15 protein-coding genes, 1 other RNA gene and 1 pseudogene are annotated in these 22,761 nt (G+C 25.3%); 12 read left to right on the top strand and 5 right to left on the bottom strand.

The genetic code is table 11. From position 1 onward, the window contains the following. The coding region (ruvC, locus tag AVBRAN12640_RS06870) for a crossover junction endodeoxyribonuclease RuvC (protein WP_336612978.1) at positions 1-457 on the bottom strand (457 nt) is incomplete at its 3' end. 346 nt (positions 458-803) lie between these two features. Between ruvC and dnaA the strand changes: the two genes are divergently transcribed. The 6 genes and pseudogenes from dnaA to AVBRAN12640_RS06840 all read left to right on the top strand — a co-directional run. Then, positions 804-2,120, top strand: a complete 1,317-nt coding sequence (gene dnaA / locus AVBRAN12640_RS06865) for a chromosomal replication initiator protein DnaA (RefSeq protein WP_214116173.1) — start codon at positions 804-806, stop codon at positions 2,118-2,120. A 26-nt stretch (positions 2,121-2,146) separates the two neighbouring features. Next, entirely contained in the window at positions 2,147-3,229 is a 1,083-nt protein-coding gene (dnaN, locus tag AVBRAN12640_RS06860; protein WP_214116171.1) for a DNA polymerase III subunit beta, read from the top strand. A gap of 9 nt (positions 3,230-3,238) precedes the next feature. Further along, positions 3,239-5,551 carry a DNA topoisomerase (ATP-hydrolyzing) subunit B gene (gyrB, locus tag AVBRAN12640_RS06855; protein WP_214116169.1) on the top strand — a complete coding sequence of 771 codons (2,313 nt, stop codon included), beginning with the start codon at positions 3,239-3,241 and terminating at the stop codon, positions 5,549-5,551. Next, positions 5,548-6,876 (top strand): EAL domain-containing protein, encoded by a 1,329-nt coding sequence (locus AVBRAN12640_RS06850; RefSeq protein ID WP_239803231.1) that lies wholly within the window; start codon positions 5,548-5,550, stop codon positions 6,874-6,876. Before gyrB ends, AVBRAN12640_RS06850 begins: the two co-directional genes overlap by 4 nt. After that, positions 6,873-7,295, top strand: coding sequence for a preQ(1) synthase (queF, locus tag AVBRAN12640_RS06845; protein WP_214119961.1), 423 nt, complete (start codon positions 6,873-6,875; stop codon positions 7,293-7,295). Before AVBRAN12640_RS06850 ends, queF begins: the two co-directional genes overlap by 4 nt. After that, positions 7,295-8,485, top strand: a pseudogene (locus AVBRAN12640_RS06840) (HD domain-containing protein); the annotation flags it as partial. The gene queF and the pseudogene AVBRAN12640_RS06840, both read left to right, overlap by 1 nt. On the opposite strand, the gene ffs reads toward AVBRAN12640_RS06840, so the two are convergent. Continuing rightward, positions 8,486-8,583, bottom strand: an RNA gene (ffs, locus tag AVBRAN12640_RS10040) — signal recognition particle sRNA small type. Positions 8,584-8,626: 43 nt separating this feature from the next. Between ffs and AVBRAN12640_RS06835 the strand changes: the two genes are divergently transcribed. From AVBRAN12640_RS06835 to AVBRAN12640_RS06820, 4 genes are read left to right on the top strand one after another with little or no spacing between them, the layout of a single operon-like run. Further along, positions 8,627-9,058, top strand: a complete 432-nt coding sequence (locus AVBRAN12640_RS06835; protein ID WP_214116160.1) for a hypothetical protein — start codon at positions 8,627-8,629, stop codon at positions 9,056-9,058. 47 nt (positions 9,059-9,105) lie between these two features. Continuing rightward, positions 9,106-10,707, top strand: a complete 1,602-nt coding sequence (locus tag AVBRAN12640_RS06830; protein WP_214116158.1) for a CTP synthase — start codon at positions 9,106-9,108, stop codon at positions 10,705-10,707. Continuing rightward, positions 10,695-12,272 carry a single-stranded-DNA-specific exonuclease RecJ gene (gene recJ / locus AVBRAN12640_RS06825; protein ID WP_214119959.1) on the top strand — a complete coding sequence of 526 codons (1,578 nt, stop codon included), beginning with the start codon at positions 10,695-10,697 and terminating at the stop codon, positions 12,270-12,272. The genes AVBRAN12640_RS06830 and recJ overlap by 13 nt, the downstream gene beginning before the upstream one ends. A gap of 49 nt (positions 12,273-12,321) precedes the next feature. Then, positions 12,322-15,663 carry an autotransporter outer membrane beta-barrel domain-containing protein gene (locus AVBRAN12640_RS06820; protein WP_336608785.1) on the top strand — a complete coding sequence of 1,114 codons (3,342 nt, stop codon included), beginning with the start codon at positions 12,322-12,324 and terminating at the stop codon, positions 15,661-15,663. 151 nt (positions 15,664-15,814) lie between these two features. Here the strand turns inward: AVBRAN12640_RS06820 and AVBRAN12640_RS06815 are convergent, their stop codons facing one another. The 3 genes from AVBRAN12640_RS06815 to AVBRAN12640_RS06805 all read right to left on the bottom strand — a co-directional run bounded on the left by AVBRAN12640_RS06815 (position 15,815) and on the right by AVBRAN12640_RS06805 (position 18,697). Beyond that, positions 15,815-16,840 (bottom strand): GGDEF domain-containing protein, encoded by a 1,026-nt coding sequence (locus tag AVBRAN12640_RS06815; protein ID WP_214116147.1) that lies wholly within the window; start codon positions 16,838-16,840, stop codon positions 15,815-15,817. 109 nt (positions 16,841-16,949) lie between these two features. Then, positions 16,950-17,537 (bottom strand): hypothetical protein, encoded by a 588-nt coding sequence (locus AVBRAN12640_RS06810; protein ID WP_214116145.1) that lies wholly within the window; start codon positions 17,535-17,537, stop codon positions 16,950-16,952. 278 nt (positions 17,538-17,815) lie between these two features. Continuing rightward, the gene (locus AVBRAN12640_RS06805; protein WP_214150569.1) at positions 17,816-18,697 is read right to left on the bottom strand and encodes an RluA family pseudouridine synthase; all 882 of its coding nucleotides are present in this window, start codon (positions 18,695-18,697) and stop codon (positions 17,816-17,818) included. A gap of 137 nt (positions 18,698-18,834) precedes the next feature. On the opposite strand from AVBRAN12640_RS06805, the gene AVBRAN12640_RS06800 reads away from it, so the two are divergent. Both AVBRAN12640_RS06800 and AVBRAN12640_RS06795 read left to right on the top strand, forming a co-directional pair. Further along, positions 18,835-21,210 (top strand): ribonucleoside-diphosphate reductase subunit alpha, encoded by a 2,376-nt coding sequence (locus AVBRAN12640_RS06800; protein ID WP_336608783.1) that lies wholly within the window; start codon positions 18,835-18,837, stop codon positions 21,208-21,210. Beyond that, positions 21,207-22,760, top strand: coding sequence for a glycosyltransferase family 2 protein (locus AVBRAN12640_RS06795; RefSeq protein WP_442862252.1), 1,554 nt, complete (start codon positions 21,207-21,209; stop codon positions 22,758-22,760). Before AVBRAN12640_RS06800 ends, AVBRAN12640_RS06795 begins: the two co-directional genes overlap by 4 nt. Position 22,761 lies beyond the last annotated feature (1 nt).

Raw genomic sequence — 22,761 nt, 5'->3', positions numbered from 1 at the left:
AAAAACTATGAGTTAATGCAACCGCCATTGCGTCGGTTATATCAAGTGGTTTTATTTCTTTATTGATTTTTAAAAGCTTTTTAACCATAAAAGCTACTTGTTCTTTTTCTGCTTTTGCTTTGCCTGTGATTGTTTTTTTAACTTGTAAAGCTGTATATTCACTAAAATTCCCATAAGTTTGTAAGATTTTAAGTAGCATTGCTCCACGAAATTGTGCGAGTTTTAAAACACTTTGCGGATTATAAGCAAAAAATATATTTTCAACTGCCACACTAGCATTTGGGACTTTTTTAAAAATCATTTCTAAAGCTTCGTTTAATTCTAAAATATTATCTATTAATTCTTTACTCTTAAATCTTATTAGACCTGCTTCTAAAAGAGTATTTGTGCTGCCATTTTTTTCTAAAAGGCAATATCCACAAAATCTAGTTCCTGGGTCAAATCCTAAAATTTTCATATGTGAAATCCTTGTGAAATTTAAAATTATTTTTTTATGAAATGCTTATTATTACGATAAATTTCTTAATGAAATAGAATTTCACATAAACTGATTTTTATAGAATTTCACGAAAATTTATAAGAATTTTAAAAATTACAATAAAAATTCATAAAAAAATTTCACTAAATTAAAGAATTTTTTAAAGAGCTTGTGAAATTTATGATGAAATATTGTAAATTGTTTGTATATTTTTGGTATATTTTTTCACTATTAAAAGCATTGATATATAGGTGTTTTAAATATTTTTAAACAAATATTACTAGATTTTCACATCATCAAAGGTAATAACAAAAAAGAGGAATAAATGTTAAATAAAATTCTAGAAGAATTAAAAGTATTAATTGGAGAAAATCAATATAAAAATTATTTTGAAATTTTACAAATTAATGAAAGCAAAAATAATGAAATAATTCTAAATGCACCTAATCAATTCATAGCTAAACATATTCAAACAAAATACCAAAGCATATTAGAAAAAATAGCAGAAAAAACAAATAGTAAAAAATATAAAATTACAATTCAAGTAAATAATGAAAAAATAAACAAACCACAAGAAACTCAACCAATAGTAGCTAAAAAACAAATTTCAATATTAAATCAAAGTCTTACTTTTGATAATTTCATAGTAGGACAAAGTAATGAGTTTGCTTATAGAATTTGTAAAGCAATAACAGATGAAAATAAATTTGGAAAAGACTTTAATCCAATTTTTATATATTCAAATACAGGTTTAGGAAAAACTCACTTATTACAAGCTAGTGGGCATGAATGTTTAGAACTTGGAAAAAAAGTAATATATAAAACTTCAAAAGGTTTTATGAAAGACTATCAAAATGCAATATTAGCAAATAAATTTGATAGTTTTAATAGTGAATATAAAGATTGTGATTTATTATTAATTGATGATATTCAGTTCTTAGGAACTACTGATAAAATACAAGAAGAATTCTTTCATATCTTTAATGATATAGTAGAAAGAAATGGTCAAATAATAATGACTTCAGATGTAGCTCCTATAAATTTAAATGGAATTGAAGATAGATTAAAATCAAGATTTAATAAAGGAGTTCTTGCAAATATTAGTGTCCCTGATATAGAAACCAAAAAAGCAATTATTAAGAAAAAAAGCCTTGTATATGATATAGAATTAAATGATGAAATGATTAATACTATTGCTAATTATATAGGTGAAAATGTAAGGGATTTAGAAGGAATTATAAATTATATTTACGCTTTTCAAAGTATAAGAAAACAAAAAATAACCTTAGATGATTTAAAAAATCAAATAAAAGAATACATTAAAGAAAATCAATCAAATATTGAAATTGAAGATATTTTTGATATAGTAAGTTCAGAATTAAATGTAAAAATAAGCGAAATAAAATCAAGTTCTAAAAAACAAGAAATAGTAAAAGCTAAAAGAATAGTTATATTTTTAACTAAAGAATTAATTTCAAATTCAGTAAGCCAAATAGCAACTCATTTTCAAATGAAAGACCATAGTGCTATTTCAAAACATATTAAAAAAATAAATGAAATGATATGTCTTGATGATGATTTTAGAAGCCTAGTAGAACATTTAAAAAATAAAATAATAAACTCAAAAAATAAAGATTATTAAATATAATAAAGCGAAAAAGGAAGAATATGGAAATACAAATAGACAAAAAGAGATTAGAAAATATAGCTTTAATAGTTAGCAATTATGTTGAGAAAAAAGATAATACAAGTTTAAATTCTAATATTTTATTATTAGCTTATAACAATGAATTAATTTTAAGAGCAAGTGATAGTGAAATAGGAATTGAATATAAAATCCAAGAATGTAATATCATAAATGAAGGGCAAATTTTTATCAATGCTAAAAAATTAATTGATATTTTAAAAAGCCTTGATAATAGCGATATTAAAATCAAAAAATTAGAAAAATCTATCAAAATTACCCAAAATAAAACTAATTTTTCATTGCCAATAAATAGTGAAAATAATTTTTCTTTCTTAGAAGATGAAAATAGCAAAACACCTATTTTAATAAGTGCAAAAGAACTAAATATCGGCTTTAAAATGATTTTACCTGCTGTTGATAATAATGGTATTTCTTTTCAATTTAATTGCTGTTATATAGATATTTTAAAGGATAGCATTGTTTTTGTAGGAAGCGATTCTAAAAGAATTCACAAATATTCATTCATAGCTCAAAATGAATACGAACAAAGATTAATAATTACAAAAAAATCAGCTCAAGAACTACAAAAATTATTAAATGAAGAAGTAAGAGTTTATAAAACAAATAATTATTTAATCATTGAAAATGATAATTTTAAATTCTTTACAAAATTAGCAACTATTGATTTTTTAAGATATGTTGAAGTAATGCCACATAAATTACCTACAAATGAAATTATCATTAAAAACGAAGACTTTTTAAATGAAATAAAAAAACTAAGTGCAGTTTGCACAAAATGTCAAATAGAATTTGAAACCGGTAAAATCACATTTAAAAATAATGCTTTAAGTGATGATTTTAACGAAACAAATGCTACAAGTGAGCTAGAAACAAATATTACTATAGAAGATAAATTTGAAATAAATCTTACAAACAAACATATGATGGATTTTTTACATTTAAATGAAAATGAATATTTCACATTTAAATTCTATTCATCAGCAGCTCCTGTTGTGTTAGAAAGTAAAAATTTCTTATCACTAATATCAGCAAATAAAAACTAAGGATAAATAATGCAAGAAAATTATGCAGAAAGTAAAATTAAAGTATTAAAAGGACTAGAAGCAGTTAGAAAACGCCCTGGAATGTATATTGGCGATACTAACTTTAATGGTCTTCATCATATGGTTTATGAAGTAGTTGATAACTCTATTGATGAAGCTATGGCTGGCTTTTGTAATACTATTGATATTGAAATTACCAAAGAAGGTTCTTGTATAGTTACTGATAATGGTCGTGGAATTCCTGTTGGAATTCACCCAACTGAAAATATCTCAACTCTAACCGTTGTTTTAACCGTTCTTCACGCTGGTGGAAAATTTGATAAAGATACTTATAAGGTTAGTGGTGGTTTGCACGGCGTTGGTGTATCGGTTGTAAATGCACTTTCATCTAAATTAATTGCAACTGTTAAAAGAGATGGAAATACTCATAGACAAGAATTTTCTAAAGGTATTCCAACAAGTGAGCTAGAAATAATCAAAACAACTAATCGCACAGGAACTAGCATAGAGTTTTTCCCTGACCCTGAGATATTTGAAGTAGTTGAATTTGATTATGATACTTTAGCTAAGAGATTTCGTGAATTAGCATATCTAAATCCACAAATTACTATTAATTTTAAAGACCAAAGAAATGGTAAAAGCGAAACTTATCATTATGATGGTGGTATTTCTCAATTTGTAACTGATTTAAATAAAAAAGAAGCTGTTACAAATGTAATTGCATTTAACGATGAAGCAGAAGATGTAGTTGTAGATATTGCACTAATGTATAATGATACTTATAGTGAGACTTTATTTTCATTCGTAAATAACATTAAAACTGCAGATGGTGGAACTCACGAAGCAGGCTTTAGAATGGGGCTTACAAAAGTAATTACAAGTTATATTGAAGCAAATGCAGCTGCTAGAGAAAAAGATATAAAAATAACAGGCGAAGATACTAAAGAAGGGCTTATTGCAATAGTTAGTGTAAAAGTTCCTGAACCACAATTTGAAGGACAAACTAAAGGTAAATTAGGTAGTTCTTATGTTCGTGGTATAGTAAATAAAATTACAAACGATGCTTTAACTAAATTCTTTGAAGAAAATCCAAACGATGCTCGTGCTATTATGAATAAAGCTTTAATGGCTGCAAGAGGTCGTGAAGCAGCAAAAAAAGCAAGAGAATTAACTCGTAAAAAAGAAAGCATAAGTGTAGGGACTTTACCTGGAAAATTAGCTGATTGTTCTTCAAAAGACCCTGAAATTAGAGAAATATATTTAGTAGAGGGCGATAGTGCTGGTGGTTCTGCTAAACAAGGAAGAAATAGGGAATTTCAAGCGATTTTACCTTTAAAAGGAAAAATCTTAAATGTTGAAAAATCACACCTTGATAAAATCTTAAAATCTGATGAAATTAAAAATATGATTACGGCATTTGGTTGTGGAATAGGCGATGATTTTGATATAGAAAAATTAAGATACCATAAAATTATCATTATGACAGATGCTGATGTTGATGGTTCTCATATTCAAACTCTAATTCTTACATTTTTCTTTAGATTTATGCAAGAATTAATTAGAAATGGACATGTATATTTAGCTCAACCACCATTATATCGCTATAAAAAAGGTCAAAGAAAAGAAATATATTTAAAAGATGAAAAAGCTTTAAATGATTATTTGATTGAAACTGGAGTTGAGAATTTAGAATTTAGTGGAATTGGGACAAATGATTTAAAAGATTTCTTAAAAGTTGTAGCAGCTTATAGAAGTATTTTAAATGAGCTTAAAAAACGCTTTAATGTGATTGAATTAATTAGACATTATGTTGAAAATCCTGATATTTTAGCTCTTAATATGCAAGAAATTTTTAAAGTATCAAAAGAATTTTTAGAAGCAAAAGGATTTAATATATTAAATCATTATCTTAGTGAAGATGAGATTAAAATCTATGTTCAAACTCAAAATGGTTTAGAAGAAATAGTTGTAAATAATGATTTATTTTATAGTCCATATTTTGAAGAAGCTTCTTATATTTATAAAAAAATTGAAGAAAGAAATATTTTTAATGATAAAGATTTCTTAGAAGTTCTTGATGAAGTTGAAAAAAATGCTAAAAAAGGAACTTATATTCAGCGTTATAAAGGTCTTGGTGAGATGAACCCAGAACAATTATGGGAAACTACAATGGACCCTGAAAATCGCCGTTTAATTCAAATTAGTGTTGATGATTTTGATAGGGCTAGTGGAGTGTTTAATTTATTTATGGGAGATGAAGTTGAGCCTCGCCGTGAATATATTCAAGCACACGCTAAAGATGTAAAACACTTAGATATATGACAATTAGTAAAAAAATTGAAAGAAAAAATAGGCAAGATGCAGCTATTAAGCTCATTATGCCTTTATTACTATTAGTTTTTGCTTTTGTATATTTGCAAGAATTTAACGAAATAGTTTTTAAACCATTAGATATATTAGTAATTTTATGTTTTATATTTTTGTATTTTTATTATTTTGTTTTTGTAATTTATAAATCAGTAAAGCATAATGTAATTGATGAAAAAACTGGGACTTTATTACAAAGTGAATTTACAAAATATCTAAATAATGATGATTTTATAGTGTTTTTTACAATTTCTAATATAAACGAAATTAAATTAATGCTAGGGTTTAATAAAAGTGATAGATTATTGAAAAAATTAATTGATAAATTCTATGCGTGGGATGAAAATCTAATAATAGGTAGGATTACTACTGCTGATTTTATGATTTTAAGTAGTTCAAAGCATAAAACCTTGCAACACGAAATTAAAAAAATATTTTTAGAAATTAAAAGAGAAAGAATAGATGGAGTTGATTTTAAGTGCTATTATTCTATTATAAAATCAAGTATTAATTTTAATAAACTTTATTTAGAAGCACAAAATAGATTAAAAGATGATGTAGATGTAGCTACTGAAAATATCATTACTAATAGTGTTGTAAGCTCTATAAATAAGAGTGATTTTTTCTTAAAAATCCAAAGGCTAGAAGGTGAAGAAGAAATATATTATTTAAATTATAGGATTAATTCAGATTATCCAGAGAAAATATCTCAAGCAAAATTAGAAGAAATAATTATTAAAAATAATTTAGAATTTAATTATTATAAAAATCTTTTAGAACTTTTAGCGAAAGAATATCATTTTGATAATAGGATTATTATTAAAATATCTCCTGATTTTTTAAGGAATTTAAATTTCTTATTTTATTTAGGAGAATATTTTATTAAGCACCCTAATACAAATGGGAAAATTATTTTTGAATTTTTTGAAAATGATGTTTATTATGATATGCCAAGATTTGAAGAAATAATAAAAGAATATAGAGAAATTAATATCAATTTTGCCCTAAATCGTATAGGTTCGCCTAGTTCTTTAGAATATTTAAAACGATTAGAATTTGAATTTGGTATTTTTGATATTGAGTTTAATAAAAATGTAAAAAATGAAAAATATTTTATAATTTATGAAAATTTATTTAATTTATGTAAAAGCCTAAATATCAAAACTATTATGAGATTTATTGATAATAAAAATCTACTTGATTTAACAAAAGATATTAAATTTGATTATTATCAAGGCTTTTTATTTTATAAGGACAAAAATCTTAAGGAGATGAAATGAAAGAAAAATTAAAATACGGACAAAAAGAAATAAAAAAAATTAAAGGTAAAAAATTAGAGCGTTGGGAAAATAAGCAAAAAAATGATTATGTTATTAAAATAACCCTACCTGAATTTGCTTGTCTTTGCCCAAGAAGTGGTTATCCTGATTTTGCAACATTATATTTAGAATATATACCTAATAAATGGGTAGTTGAACTTAAAGCAATTAAACTTTATGTTAATTCATTTTATAACAAAAACATAAGCCACGAAGATAGTATAAATAAGATTTATAATACTCTTAAAAAGCGTTTAAAACCAAAATATATTAAATTAGTTGGAGATTTTAATCCTCGTGGTAATGTTCATACGGTGATTGAGTGCTGCTCTGATACGGAAATTAAAAAAGAAAAGAAAAAAGATAAAAAGGATAAATAATGATTAGTCCAGAGCTTGTTTTACATATTTTTAAGGCTGCTTCAATTTCAAGATGGAATGATTTTCCTAGAATTTGTAATTTAGTTGAACTTGATAAACAAGCTCATAAGGCTATTATTGCTTATTTTTTAGCAAAAAGTGAAAAAGATATTGATATGAGATTTTTACTTGATGCTATTGTTGTTGAGTTTATTTCTCGTGTAATAGTTACTGATATTCGCCCTGATGTATTAAATGAAATCAAAAAAACAAAACAAAAAGAATTAGATGAATGGATACAAAAACAATTTAGTTTAATCAATAAAAACGATGATTTTTTAAAAATTTTTAATAATTATTATAATGATAAAACTCACGAAAAAGAAAAATTTATTTTAAAAGCAGCAGGGTATTTATCAACTAGATATGAGTTTTCATTCATATATCCAAATGTTAGTAATTATGAAGAAATTAAAGCTAAGTTAGATGAAGAATTAGAAGATTATTTAGAAATTTTAGCAGTTCAAAAAATATCATTAAATCAAAAATTAGCTAAGGTAATTGATTTAAGTGGTCGTTTAAGATTTCAAAAGCGTTGGGCTCAAACTCCTAGAATTCCTGAAACAAGTGTTTTAGGACATATGTTAGTAGTAGCTGTTTTAAGCTATTTTTATTGTCTTAAAATAAAAGCTTGTGATACTAGATTTATTAGCAACTTCTTTTGTGCGATTTTTCACGATTTACCAGAAAGTCTTACAAGAGATATTATTACACCTGTTAAATACGGAATTGATGGACTTAGTGAAATAATAAGTGATTATGAGCTTAAATTAATTGATGAAAAGATTTTACCTTTTGTGCCTAATAATATAAGAGCTGAATTTGCTTATCTTTTAGGAATTTATAATGAAGATGGTAAGATTAAAAAAGATGAATTTAAAAATAGAATAAATAAAGAAAATGTAAAAATTATTCAAAATCCTAACGATTATAATGAAGATTGTTTTAATACAATTGATGGAAAAATGCTTAAAGCTTGTGATAAAACTGGAGCTTTTTTAGAAGCAATTATTTCTAATTATTACGGCGTTAAATCTAAGGATTTAAAAAATGGTTATTCAAAGATTTTAAATGATTTTAAAGAAAATCCTAAAATTGGTGAAGTAAATTTTTATGAAATGTTAAAAGAATTTGAAGAGTTTTTTACAAACCCAAGCCAAGAGACTTGCGGCACACACTCATAAAAAGTGCTCTGCTATGTTCCCATCCTGAAGCTCTGCTTTTTACAAACATTGCACAAGGCTTGACTTGAGAAAACGCATTTTAAGATAAAATGACTTAATAGAGGGTAAATGAAATTAGATTTAATTTATATTTTTTTAGCGAATTTAAGAATTACTTTTATAGGAGTTAATAATTCTTTTGATTTAAGAGCTAAATTAATTTCTTGTATTGCAGGAGTTGTTAAAGATGAAAGACAAGATTTAAAGCGAAAAATAGAACAACTCTCAAAAGAAATCTATAAAAAAGAAATTAAAAGAAGAATATTTTTAGCGACCATTTATCAATATATAAAATATATTAAACAAGATACAATGGGAGTTGATAATATACTTAAAGGAATTAAAAAATTAACTAAACAAAATCCAAAACTAAAGCGAAAAATTAATTTCGTTCAACTTGATAGATTAGTATTGAAAAAATCAATCAAAGAAGGCGAAGAAGAAATTGAAGATTTCGCACAAATTAGGGTTTTAGAATTTTTAAAAAACGAAGTTATTTGATTGGTTATTAAAATTATATACAATAAAAAAAACTGATAGGAAAAAGTATGGCTAAATTTATATTTGTAACAGGTGGAGTTTTAAGCTCACTTGGTAAAGGAATTGCAGCAGCTAGCATTGCAAGTTTATTAAAACAAAGTGGATTAAAGGTAAGTATTTTAAAGGCTGACCCTTATATAAATATTGACCCAGGAACTATGAGCCCACTTGAGCATGGAGAAGTTTTTGTTACAAAAGATGGTGCAGAAACTGACCTTGATTTAGGACATTATGAAAGATTTTTAGATGAAGATTTAACTCATCTTAATAACTTTACTACAGGAAAAGTATATCAAAGCGTAATTGAAAAAGAACGCCGTGGAGAATATCTAGGTAAAACTATTCAAGTAATCCCACATATTGTAGGCGAAATTGCTAGTAGAATGGAAGCAGCGGCTTTAAATCAAGATGTTTTAGTAGTAGAAATTGGTGGAACGGTTGGGGATATTGAAGGCTTACCATTCCTTGAAGCAATTCGTTCTTTAGGACTTAAATACGGAAAAAATAATGTATTTTATGCACATTTAACTCTTGTTCCTTTTATAAAAGTAGCAGGAGAATTAAAAACTAAACCAACCCAACATTCAGTTGGAGAATTAAGAAGAATAGGTATTAGTCCTGATATGATAATAGCTCGTAGTGAAATCCCACTAGGCGATGAAATAAAAGAAAAAATTGCAAAGAGTTGTGGTGTAGAAATTGATTGTGTAATAGAAAGTATTGATGCAAAAAGCATATATCAAATTCCACTTAAATTTTTAGAGCAAAATATACTTTTACCTATTGCAAAACACTTAAATCTAAAGCTAAAAACTCCTAATTTAAAAGAGTATGAAGCATTAACAGAAAAAATAATTAATCCAAGCAAAAAAGTTAAAATTGCTTTCGTAGGAAAATATATAGATTTAAAAGAAAGTTATAAATCTTTAACAGAAGCACTAATTCACGCAGGTGCAAATCTTGATACAAAAGTAGAGATTAATTGGATAGATAGCGAAGAATTAAAAGATGAAAATGATTTAGCTGGAAATGATGGAATACTTGTAGCTGGTGGATTTGGACAGCGTGGTGTTGAAGGTAAAATCAAGGCTATTAAATACGCTCGTGAAAATAATATTCCATTTTTAGGAATTTGTCTTGGAATGCAGCTTAGTTTAATTGAATTTGCTAGAAATGTTATAAAACTTGATGATGCTAACTCAACTGAATTTGATGAGAATACTAAAAATCCTATTGTTTATTTAATTGATGAATTTATTAATCAATCAGGTTCAAAAGAAATCAGAACAATAAAAACTCCATTAGGTGGGACTTTAAGACTTGGCGAATATGTTTGTAATATAAAAGAAGGCACACTTTTAAGTAAATTATATAATTCTAAAGTAGCTTATGAAAGACATCGCCATCGCTATGAAGCTAACTCAAAATATCGTGATTTATACGAGCAAAATGGACTTATTATTAGTGGGGAATCAAATGGACTTATTGAAGCTATTGAAAATACAAATAATGATTTCTTCGTAGCCGTTCAATATCATCCTGAATTTACTTCAAGGCTAACTAAAGCAAATCCTGTCATCTTAGGCTTTATTAGACAATGCTTGCACTAAATAAAACTAAAATTAAGCAGGTTTTAGAAGATAGATTTAAAAACGATTTTCATAAAAGCCTTAGCACTATTCCAAAACCTCATACCTTTAAGGATATGAATAAAGCAGCAATTAGAATAGCTAAGGCAATAAAAAATAAAGAAAAAATAGCAGTAGTAGGAGATTATGATGTAGATGGCATAGTATCTTCTACTATTATGAGTGAATTTTTTGCTAATTTAGGTGTAGAAATAATTGTTAAAATTCCAAATCGTTTTAGCGATGGATACGGAATTAGCGAAGATATAGTGAGTAATTTAGACGCTAGTTTAATAATCACGGTTGATAATGGAATAGTAGCGTATGAAGCTGCAAATAAATGTAAAGAATTAGGTATAGATTTAATAATAAGCGATCATCACACCCCAGGAGATACTTTACCAAATGCTTATGCTGTAATTAATCCAAAAAGAGATGATTGTGATTTTTCTAAGCATATTAATTGTGAGATTTGCGGGGCACAAGTAGCTTGGTGGCTATGTGGGGCTATTAAAAAAGAATTAGATATAGAATACAATATGGCTAGTTTTTTAGATTTATTGTGTATTGCAATTGTTGCTGATATGATGAATTTAAATGATTTAAATCATATATTAGTTCGTTATGGCTTAAAAGAGTTAAATAAATTAAATCGTCCTGCTTTTGTAGTTTTAAAAGAAAAATATAAAAAGAAATTCTTTGATTATGAGAGTATTCCGTTTTTAATAGCACCATTATTAAATGCTAGTGGAAGAATGGATGATGCTAGTATTTCTTATAAATTTTTAAGAGCAAAAAGCCTTAATGAAGCTAAGAATTTATTAGAAATAATAGAAAAATTAAACCAAGATAGAAAAGAACAAGAAAAGCAAAGTTTTTTAGAAAGCATAGAATTTGCAAACGAAAATGATAAAGTAATCATAGCTTATTCTAAGAATTGGCATAAGGGTATTTTAGGCATAGTTGCAGGTCGTTTAGCTAAACAATTTAATAAACCTAGTTTTGTTTTTAATATTGAAGATGACTTAGCAAAAGGAAGTGCTAGAAGCGTAGCAGAGCTTGATATTTTAGAGCTTTTATCAAATGTTAGCGATATTTTGACTAATTACGGCGGACATAAAGGAGCTGCTGGACTTGCTTTAAAGGTTGAACATTTAAAAGAATTTAAAACAAGGCTAAATAATTTAGAACTTAATTATAATGATATTGATTTTTGTGATACTACTAATACTTTAGGCGAGTTAGAATTTAGCGAAATTGATATGGAATTATTAGATATTTTAAGTGATTTTGAGCCCTTTGGACAAGGTAATGAAAAGCCATTTTTTATAAGTAAAGGCGTAATTATTAAAAATCTAGTTTTATTAAACGAAAAGCACTTAAAATGCACTTTTACTCAAAATAATTTAACTTTTGAAGCGATTTGTTTTAATTGTGATTTTATCCCATTTGAAAATGAATGTGTCAATATTCATTATAGTTTGCAAAAAAATTATTTCAAACCTAGCCCTACAATTCAGCTAAATATTTCTAATATTTATATTTAATATTTTAAAATAACTAAATTTTATTTTATTGTTTTAAAAAAGGTTTAAAATGAAAAAATCAATAATTTTAATAAATATATTATTTTTACCAGCTTTTGCTGATGGTTTTATAAACTTACCAAAAGGAGAAGATATTAGTAATAATAATGCTGATATTACAGGAACTAGTGAAGCTTTAAATAAGTCTAGAGCTTTAATAATTAATAATAATTTAAATATAACATTGAAAAATAATGCAAAAAATAATGCAATTGTTTATACCCCAATTACTTTTAATAATGCTACATTTATAACAAATAGTTTCTTAAATAAAGATTATCACTTACATTTTTATGACAAAATAACTTTAAATAGTGGTAATTTTATAGATTATGGTTCTACTTTTATTGGAAAAGGTGGAATAATCATTAAACCTTTTCAAGAGATTGATAACGAATATGCTATTGAATTACAAGGTGGAAAAGCAAAATTATATAATTCATATTTAGAAAATGGTCAAGCAACTCCAGGTGGTTATGGAGGATATAAAGCAGCTTCGGCTATTAATATTAAAAAAGGAGAATTACATTTAATTAGTAGTACTATTAAGGCTAATAAACAAGGAGATAGTTTTTCTGCTCCACTTACTAGTGTTACTTTTGGATATGATAAGTCAAAAATTACTCTTACTTCAACAAATATAATCAGCAATTCTAGTGCAGGTGCGATTTCATCAAATGATGAAGTTATAATTGATGATACTATTTTTGATACGGAATGGGCTAATATTTCTAATAAACCAATTAATAATGGAACACATATTATAGGGACAATTAATTCAAAAAATTTAACAATTAAAGGAATTACTAATAAAGATTTTATAGCCTTAAATAATATAAATTTATTAAAAAATACTTATAATGATCCAAATACTAAAAATGATACACCTTTTAAAACTTGGATATATACTACTGCTTCAAATATTGAAAATAGTGAAAATATTAATATAGATAAAGTTTATTTAATAGGTAATTTATCTTCAAATATAAAAGCTTTAGGAAATAAGAAATTTGATATAAATAATTCTTTTATTACAGGTAATATTATAAATGGTAAAGAAATTGATATATTAAATTCTAAAGGTGTTACAGATATTAAAATAAATAATTCTTTAATAGGTGGAAAAGTTACTAATGAGTATGGTGGTATATATACTACTAAGTCATATTTGAATAATTATTTAGAAGCAAAAGGTTTAAATAATAATTTAACTGATTTTGATTCATCAGTATTTAAAAATGGTTTTAAAGCTAAAGATATCAATTTAACTAATTCAACTTTGTTAAATTCTATAAATAATTATGAAGGTAATTCATTTGTTTTAAATGGAGCTAAATTAGGTGAAAAATATGATAATAAGGCAAATGTAATTATTAATAATGGTTATTTAAAAGCTACAAATTCTTTAATAAATATGGGTATTAAAAGTTCAAATAATATTAATATTGAATTAGTAGGGACTACTTTAATAGGTAATACTTATGATTTAAATAATAATAAAAAAATTATTAATAATCTTACAGCTAATAATTCAAGAATATTAGGTGCATTTAGTGTAAATAATTTAAATGTTAGTAATTCTACTTTTTATTTAAGTAACAATAATTATGATGGAGCAATTATTTCAAAAATTAGTACAAGTGGGATTGATAATAATTTTGGTATCTTAACAGCTTTAACTAAAGATAGTAATGGAACTTATAAAGTTAATAATTTAAATTCTAATTTACCTTTAGCTATTTTAAAAGTTGGAAATGGTAATGCGAATATTAATAGCTTTATTAAAGATTTGAAATTTTATTCAGGTATTAGTGAATTTGCTTTAGCTAATAGTTATTTGAGTAAAAAGGAAATAATAAATGGTAATGATAGGTATTTAGTATATGCTTTAACAAATAATAAAAATATGAATTTTGATGATTTAGAATTTAATTCAAAGAAATTAGATATATCAGCTATTAATAATTTAATTACTGATACATCTAAAATTAATGAATATGCAGATATTAAAGATACTATAAAAACTAGTGTAGAAGCTAATCAATTATCAAATGAAATAACTAATAAAGATAAAAGTCAAAATAATATTGGAATTTTAGTAGCTAATTTTGATAATAAAAGCATTCCTTGGATAGATTTAAAACCTGCAAATCCTATTAAGCCAACAACCCCACCAAATATTGAAGATACTAAACCAAGTGAGCCAGAAATAAAACCTGATATTAAGCCAGAAGTTACACCAGAAACTCCTATAAATCCTAATGAAAATATTAAACCTAATCCTAACGAAGAAGCAAAACCTGAAATCAAACCAAGCATTCCTTGGATAGATTTAAAACCTGCAAATCCTATTAAACCAAGTGAGCCTAAGACTGATGAAGAAAAATTTGAAATAGCATTAGAAGAACAAAAAGAAGCTATAAAATTAATGGTAACAGGTAAAAATGAAAAAGCTTTAGAATCAGCTAAATTAATGACTTCGCAATTTTATTTTTCTCAAGTGTTTGAATATAATAATCTTAATAAGCGTTTAGGAGAATTAAGAAGTTTTACTAATAATAATGCAGGAATTTGGATTCGTGGATATATAAATAAAGGTAGTATCAAAAATACTTCTATAAAAGCCAATGAAATACAATTAGGTGCTGACAAAATTATAAATAATAATGATTTTGATACTTATGCAGGAATTATGCTAAATATCGGTAAAACAACTACTGATAATACTACTAATTCAAAAATTAATAATTATGGTTTTGGAGTGTATTTTAGTAATGTTTATAATAATGGATTTTTCTTAGATGCTACTCTTAAAACAAATCATTATAAAAGCGAGTTTAGAAACGATACATTTTTAGGAAATTCTACTAGTAAAGGAACAGGTATAATAGCAAGTGCTGAATTAGGTTATAGATTTGGTGATGAATTTTATTTAGAGCCTAGTTTAGAATTGATTGCAAATTATATCCCGAAGACTGATATTAAAGGTGAAAAAGTAATTCAATTTGGCAATTTATCTCAAGTATCAAATGTCAATATTACATCTTCTTCAAAAGTTTTAATGGTATCAAAAGCAGCAGTTTATACTGGAGTAGATATTAATAATACAACATTAAGAGCTGGAATTGGTGGAATATTTGATTTAACTAATAATCCTGATTTTTTAGTTAGTGATGGGATTAGCTCTTTTGCTTTTAGTGGAGCGAAGAAAGATAAAAGAGGTTTTGCAAGTATAGGACTTAATAAAAATATTAGTAAAAAATTAGGATTAAATATAGAAGCTGAAAAGACTTTTAGTGGGAATTTAAATATTGATTATAATATTAATGCAAGTATTAGATTTGAGTTTTAAACATTGAATTTTCTTATTTTAAATTCTAATTTATAGGATTTAAAATAAGGTTTTCAAATATTATTAGCTTTTAAGTAATTTCATAAAAATAAATATACTCACAAACTTAGTATAAATAATAAATTTATTAAAGAATTTAATATGACTTTGGTTATTCAAATATAGTTTTATTTCTTCCTGTTTGTTTAGCTTTATAAAGTCTATTATCAGCAGTTTCAAACGCTCCAAATTTAGAGTTTGTAACCAAACTAACACCTATACTAATAGTTAGTTTTATTTCGTGATTTTTAGCCTTAAAAGTATGATTTTGCACTTCGTTTCTAAGGTTTTCAAGTAAGCTAACACATTTATAAAAATCATATTCTTTAAAAATTAAAACAAATTCTTCTCCACCATAACGATAAGCTTTTGAATATTGTTTCAAAATACTTGCAAGACTTCTTAAAATAATATCTCCTACATCATGCCCGTAAGTATCATTAATCTTTTTAAAAAAATCTATATCAACTACAGCAATTACATCTTTATTTTTTACTTCAGTAGTGTCATAAGCTCTTCTGTTATAAACATTAGTTAGTGAATCATAAAACGCTAATTTATATCCTTGATAACCAATAGCAGCTAAGAATATAAATGAGCCTAATTCAAAATAACTTAAATTATAAAATTGAAGGCTATTGTAGAATATAAATTGAAAATAGGCTGCAATATATGCACCTTGCAAGAAACATTCAAAATTTTTAATTTTTCTAAGAATTACAACATAAATCATTAAAACTAAAAATAAGCAAAAAGAAAAATCTGAATAAGCATAAGTAAGATTTATAAAGTTTAAATTATGCAAATATGATATGAATTGGTAATCTTTAATAAATATACCAATTAAGATATAAAACAATACTACTAAATAAGCAGGAATTAATCTTTTTGTAGAAAGATAATCTTTTTTAAGCGTTAATAATATTGCAAATACAATCGGTGAAAATAGTGAAATATATGCGTGGGCTTGTTGAAAATCCATAAAAATAAATAAAATCCTACTAGCTAAAAATAACAATGTTATAAAAGTGATATTTAGTTTTTTAAAATATATTGAACCTAAAAATACTAAAAGTTCAAAACCAAGTGTTGCCGCAGGAAGTGGATAGATTAATTCTAATAGAAGTGATTGCTTCATAATTTACCTTTATATTTAGTTACTGATTATACTAATATATCGGTAATTAAATTTATATTTTAATATGTTTTTAAAGTTTAACCCTATTTATAAAATAGGGTTTGTGAATTTATAAAGAAAGTTCTTTTAAAAATTCATCTTTTAAATAAATTTTCATATCTTCAAAATTAATAATAATTTGATTTTTAAAATCCTTTGATAAGAATACAAAACCATTACTACTAATATAGAATTTGTCTAATTCTATATTTTTATCAAGATTTTTTGAATTAAAATACACCTTAAAAGTATCAAAATCTTTTATAATATCTTTTAATAAATATTCCTTTTTTGTGTTTTCGTTATATGTTTTTATTTCTATTTTTGAATTGGTTTTATTATCTATATTTTGTGAAGTTTGTTTCATATAAGATATGATATTGTTGATTTGAAAATAACTTGAGTAATTAGAATTTGATTTGTAGTTTTTAAAATCATCTTCCATTGATTTTTTGATTTCATTTAAAGCTTTTATATGTTGTTTATTGATTGCATCAAAACTTTTAAAAAAATCATCAAACGGGTCATAGAATTTATTTTCTAAAGCATCAATTCTTTGTTTTAGAATTTCATTTTCTTGTTTTAATTTTTCAATTTCACTGATTGAACTAGCATTTAATGCACCTATACAAAATAAAGAAATTAATATCTTTTTCATATTTTCTCCTTCAATAAAATTTATAAAATATTTTATATTTATATTTATAACAAAGTTTTAGAATAAAATTTTTGTTTAATGAATTTATTTTGTATGTAAATAATTTTAATTTTATTATAAGTTTTTTGTTTCACGTGAAACATTAAAATAATCTAATGATAAAAAGTTTCACGTGAAACATTATTTTTTCTTTTCATTGATTATGATAAAAATCATTCCAATAATTCCACCAATGCAAACAACACCCATAAATAAATATTGAAATATATCTAATCCATTCATTTAATTGCTCCTAAAAATTCATTTTCTATATCATCATTAAAAAAATCATAATCTTGATTTTTATAAGTAAATTTTAATCTTGCAGAATGAAGACAAAGCCTACTTGCACCACAAAGTTCTTTTATATTTGATATTTTCTTATCTAAAATATCTCTTGCTTGTTTGTTAGTAAGCCCATACAAATTATCCCCTGCGATTTTATTTCCTACATAATGCAAATGCACTCTTAATTGATGTTGTCTTCCTGTTAGTGGAATTGCTTTTAAAAGTGTATATTTAGGATAATTTTTGATAACTATAAATTCAGATTGTGAAATCTTGCCATCTACACAAACTTGCATTTTATTTTTTAAATCATCATCATTTTTAAGTCTTGCACTAACACAAAAATCATTTTTAATATTACCACATACTAATGCTAAATATTCTTTGTGTATTTTTTGTTTTGCAAAAAGTTCTTTTAATTCTTTATTGGCAGTTTTTGTTTTAGCTACCATTATAAGACCACTTGTAGCAGCGTCAAGTCTATGAGCTACACTTGCATTTTCTCCATATTTTTGCCAAATTTCATCATTTAAAGAATATTCACAATTTCTTCCATTAGGATGTGATAAAACTCCGCTTGGTTTATTAAAAATTGCAAAATATTCATTTTCAAAAATTGGTTTTAAATTATTACTAACGCATTCATAAATTAGTAAATAATATTCTCCACAAATAATAGAATTCTTTTTACATATTTCAATATCAGTTAAATTTATTTCTTCTATATTTAAAGTATTTTCTAGCTTTTTACTAACATTATTTTTAAAAATAATAACACGATTTTTATCACAAAATCTTTGTGCTTTTTTTAAATCGTAATTTAAATTTTGCATAACTAATTGATAAGCTTTTTTATTTTCTGTAGTAAAAAATTTTTTATATAAATATCCCACTCTTTTTAACCTTTATTATATATCTACTTATTATAATACATTCTTTTTTAAAATTCACAAAGGAAAAATAATCAATCATGAAGGTAGTAAAAAGAACAGGTAGAGTAGAAGAATTAGACATATCTAAAATTAAAAAATATACAACTTTAGCAACTGAAGGGCTTGATAATGTAAGCCAAAGTGAGCTAGAAGTTGATGCTAAAATACAATTTAGAGATATGATAACTTCTGAAGAAATACAAAACACTTTAATAAAAACAGCAGTTGATAAAATAGATATAGATAGACCTAATTGGACTTTTGTAGCTGCGAGATTATTTTTATATGATTTATATCACAAAGTTAATCCACAAAAAGAATATGTGCATTTAAGAGAATATTTTGAGCGTGGAGAAAAAGCAGGAAGATTATTTTTAGGTCTTAAAGAAAAATATGACTTAGATGATTTAAATTCTTATATCAAACCTGAAAGAGATTTACAATTTACTTACTTAGGTATTAAAACCCTTTATGATAGATATTTAATTAAAGATAGTAAAGGTAATCCTATTGAATTACCACAACATATGTTTATGGCAATATCTATGTTTTTAGCTCAAAACGAATTAAATAGGCAAGAATGGGCTAAGAAATTCTATGATTTAATAAGCAAGTTTGAAGTTATGTGTGCAACTCCAACTTTAAGTAACGCAAGAACAACAAGACACCAATTAAGCTCGTGTTATATCGGCTCAACCCCTGATAATATAGAAGGTATTTTTGATTCTTATAAAGAAATGGCTTTATTATCTAAATTTGGTGGTGGAATAGGCTGGGATTGGAGTAAGGTTCGTGCTATGGGTGGTAGTATAGACGGACATAAAAATGCAGCTGGTGGAATTATTCCATTTTTAAAAATCACAAATGACATTGCTGTAGCAGTTGATCAATTAGGCACAAGAAAAGGTGCAATATCTGTTTATATTGAGCCTTGGCATATGGATGTTTGTGATTTTATTGACCTTAGAAAAAATAGCGGAGAAGAAAGAAGAAGAGCTCACGAATTATTTCCTGCTTTATGGATAAATGATTTATTTATGAAAAGAATTGCTGAAAATGGAAAATGGACTTTATTTGACCCATTTGATACTCCACAACTTTGTGATTTATACGGAAAAGAATTTGAATTAGAGTATGAAAGACTTGAAAAAGATGAAAATATAGTAAAAGAAGTAATGGATGCAAAAGAGCTTTGGAAAAAGATTTTAACAAATTATTTTGAAAGTGGAATGCCGTTTTTATGCTTTAAAGATAATGCTAATAAAGCTAATCCAAATTCTCATTCAGGTCTTATTAGAAGTTCTAATTTATGCACAGAAATTTTTCAAAATACAGACCCAAATCATTATAAAATAAAAGCTACTTTTGAAGATGGTAGTATAAAGATTTATGAAGAAAATGATATTTTTACTCTTGATAATTCACAAGTAAAAACTGCAAAAAAATTAAGTAGCCTTGATACTTTAAATGGTAAAAAAGTTTATATAGTAGAAAAAGAATATGATGAAGGAAGAACCGCAGTTTGTAATCTAGCTAGTATAAATTTAAGTAAAATTAATAGTATAGAAGATATTAAAAGAGTAGTTCCAATAGCAATTAGAATGCTTGATAATGTAATTGAACTTAATTTTTATCCACACGCAAAAGTAAAAAACACTAACCTTAAATCTCGTGCAATAGGTTTAGGTGTTATGGGTGAAGCACAAATGTTAGCAGAAAAAGGAATAATGTTTGGGACTAACGACCACTTTGAATTAATTGATAAAATTATGGAAAATATATCTTATGAAGCTATAAGTGCAAGTAGTGATTTAGCAGTTGAAAAAGGTGTATATCCTGAATATGAAGGAAGTAATTGGAGTAAGGGAATTTTCCCTATTGATGTCGCTAACGATAATGCAAAAATGCTAACACTAGGAGATAATTTATTTAATCAATCAAATTGTGATTGGAATGATTTAAGAAAAAAAGTTAGCAAACAAGGTATGAGAAATGGCTATTTAATGGCAATAGCTCCAACTTCTAGTATATCAATTCTAGTTGGAACTACTCAAACAATTGAACCTGTATATAAAAGAAAATGGTTTGAACAAAACTTAAGTGGAATGATACCTAATGTTGTACCAAATCTAAGTCTTGATACCTGGCAATATTATGTTACAGCTTATGAGCTTGACCAAAGAGATTTAGTTCGTGCTGCTGCAATTCGCCAAAAATGGATAGACCAAGGACAAAGCTTAAATATATTTGTTAGTCTTGACAAAGCAAGTGGCGGGTATTTAAATAGTATTTATACATTAGCTCACTCGCTAGGACTTAAATCTTGTTATTATCTAAGAAGTGAAAGTCCAGCAAGCGAACATCTAGATAATAAACCTGTCGATAGAAGCATTGAATGCGAAGGTTGTCAATGAAAATAAGTGTTTGCATTATCGCTAAAAATGAAGAAAAAAATTTAAAGCGTTGTTTAAATGCTTTAGCAGAATTTGATGAAATTGTGTTAGTAGATAATGAAAGCACTGATAACAGCGTTAGTATTGCAAAAGAATTTAAAAATGTAAAAGTTTTTAGCTCACCTTTTATAGGATTTGGCAAATTAAAACAATTTGCTGTAAATTTAGCTAGTAATGACTGGGTCTTTTGTATTGATGCTGATGAAGTAATAGATTTTAATAGTTTAGAGCTTTTAAAAAATCTTGATTTTAGCGATATTACAAAAATCTATGCAATAAATAGAAAAAATTATTATAAAAATGAATGGATAAAAACTTGTGGGTTTTATCCTGATTATATAGTTAGGATTTTTAATAAAACTCATACTAATTATGATGACGCTAATGTTCATGAAAATATTATCATTAAAAATAATTCACAATTAATAAAAACCAATATCCATCTTCACCATTTTGCTTTCAATTCAATTTATGATTTAATAACAAAATTACAAAGATATACAGAAATTTATGCACAAAATAATAAAAATAAAAAAACTAGCACTTTTAAAGCTATAAGCCACGGATTTTTTACATTTTTTAAATTCTATTTTTTAAAATTAGGAATAAAAGATGGTTTTAATGGATTTATAATAAGTTTATGCAATGCTTTAGGTTCTTTTTTTAAATATGCAAAATTAAAAGATGCAAAAATTCCAACTTGTTCTTTAATAATCACAACTTACAACGATAAAGTAGCACTAACAAGATGCCTTGAATATGTCTTTAAAATGACTACATTACCAGATGAAATAATTATAGCTGATGATGGTGGAGATAACTGGGATATAATTGAAAAGTTTAGTAAATATCCTGTTATATTAAAACATGCGTATCAAGAAGATTTAGGATTTAGATTAGCAAGATCTCGTAATAATGCTATAAAAATATCAAGTGGAGATTTTTTGGTTATTATTGATTCAGATATGCTTGTAGATAATGATTTTATAAAAAATTATAAAAATAATGCTGAAAAAGGGGTATTTTTACAAGGTAGTAGAATTTGTTTAAAGGAAAATATTTCAAAAGATATTAGAGAAGATAATATAGAATTAAATATAAGAACATTTAAAGCAAACAAAATTAATGTTCTATCAAAAATAATTAAGTACTTCTCAAAAATTGATAAAAGTATTTGTAAAAAATTAAAATCAATAGCACAAAAAACACCGAATGATAAAAAAATATACATAAAAGGTATTCGTGGTTGCAATATGGGTTTTTACAAAGAAGATGCTATTTCAATTAATGGATTTAATAATGATTTTGAAGGTTGGGGAAGAGAAGATAGTGAATTTGTAATAAGGTTCTTAAATAAGGGCTATAAATTAAAAAGACTAAAACATCAAGCAATAGCATATCATATATATCATAAAGAAAATGAAAGAAATTTAGAACAGAACCATAAAATTTATTTAAATACTTTATTAAATGATAAAAGTTATTGTGAAAACGGGTTAGAACAAATTTAGA

This window comes from Campylobacter sp. RM12640 (assembly GCF_020137595.1).
Classification (GTDB): Bacteria; Campylobacterota; Campylobacteria; order Campylobacterales; family Campylobacteraceae; genus Campylobacter_E.
Note: the sequence above shows the minus strand (reverse complement) of the source record. Positions and strands in the feature narration are given on the sequence as shown.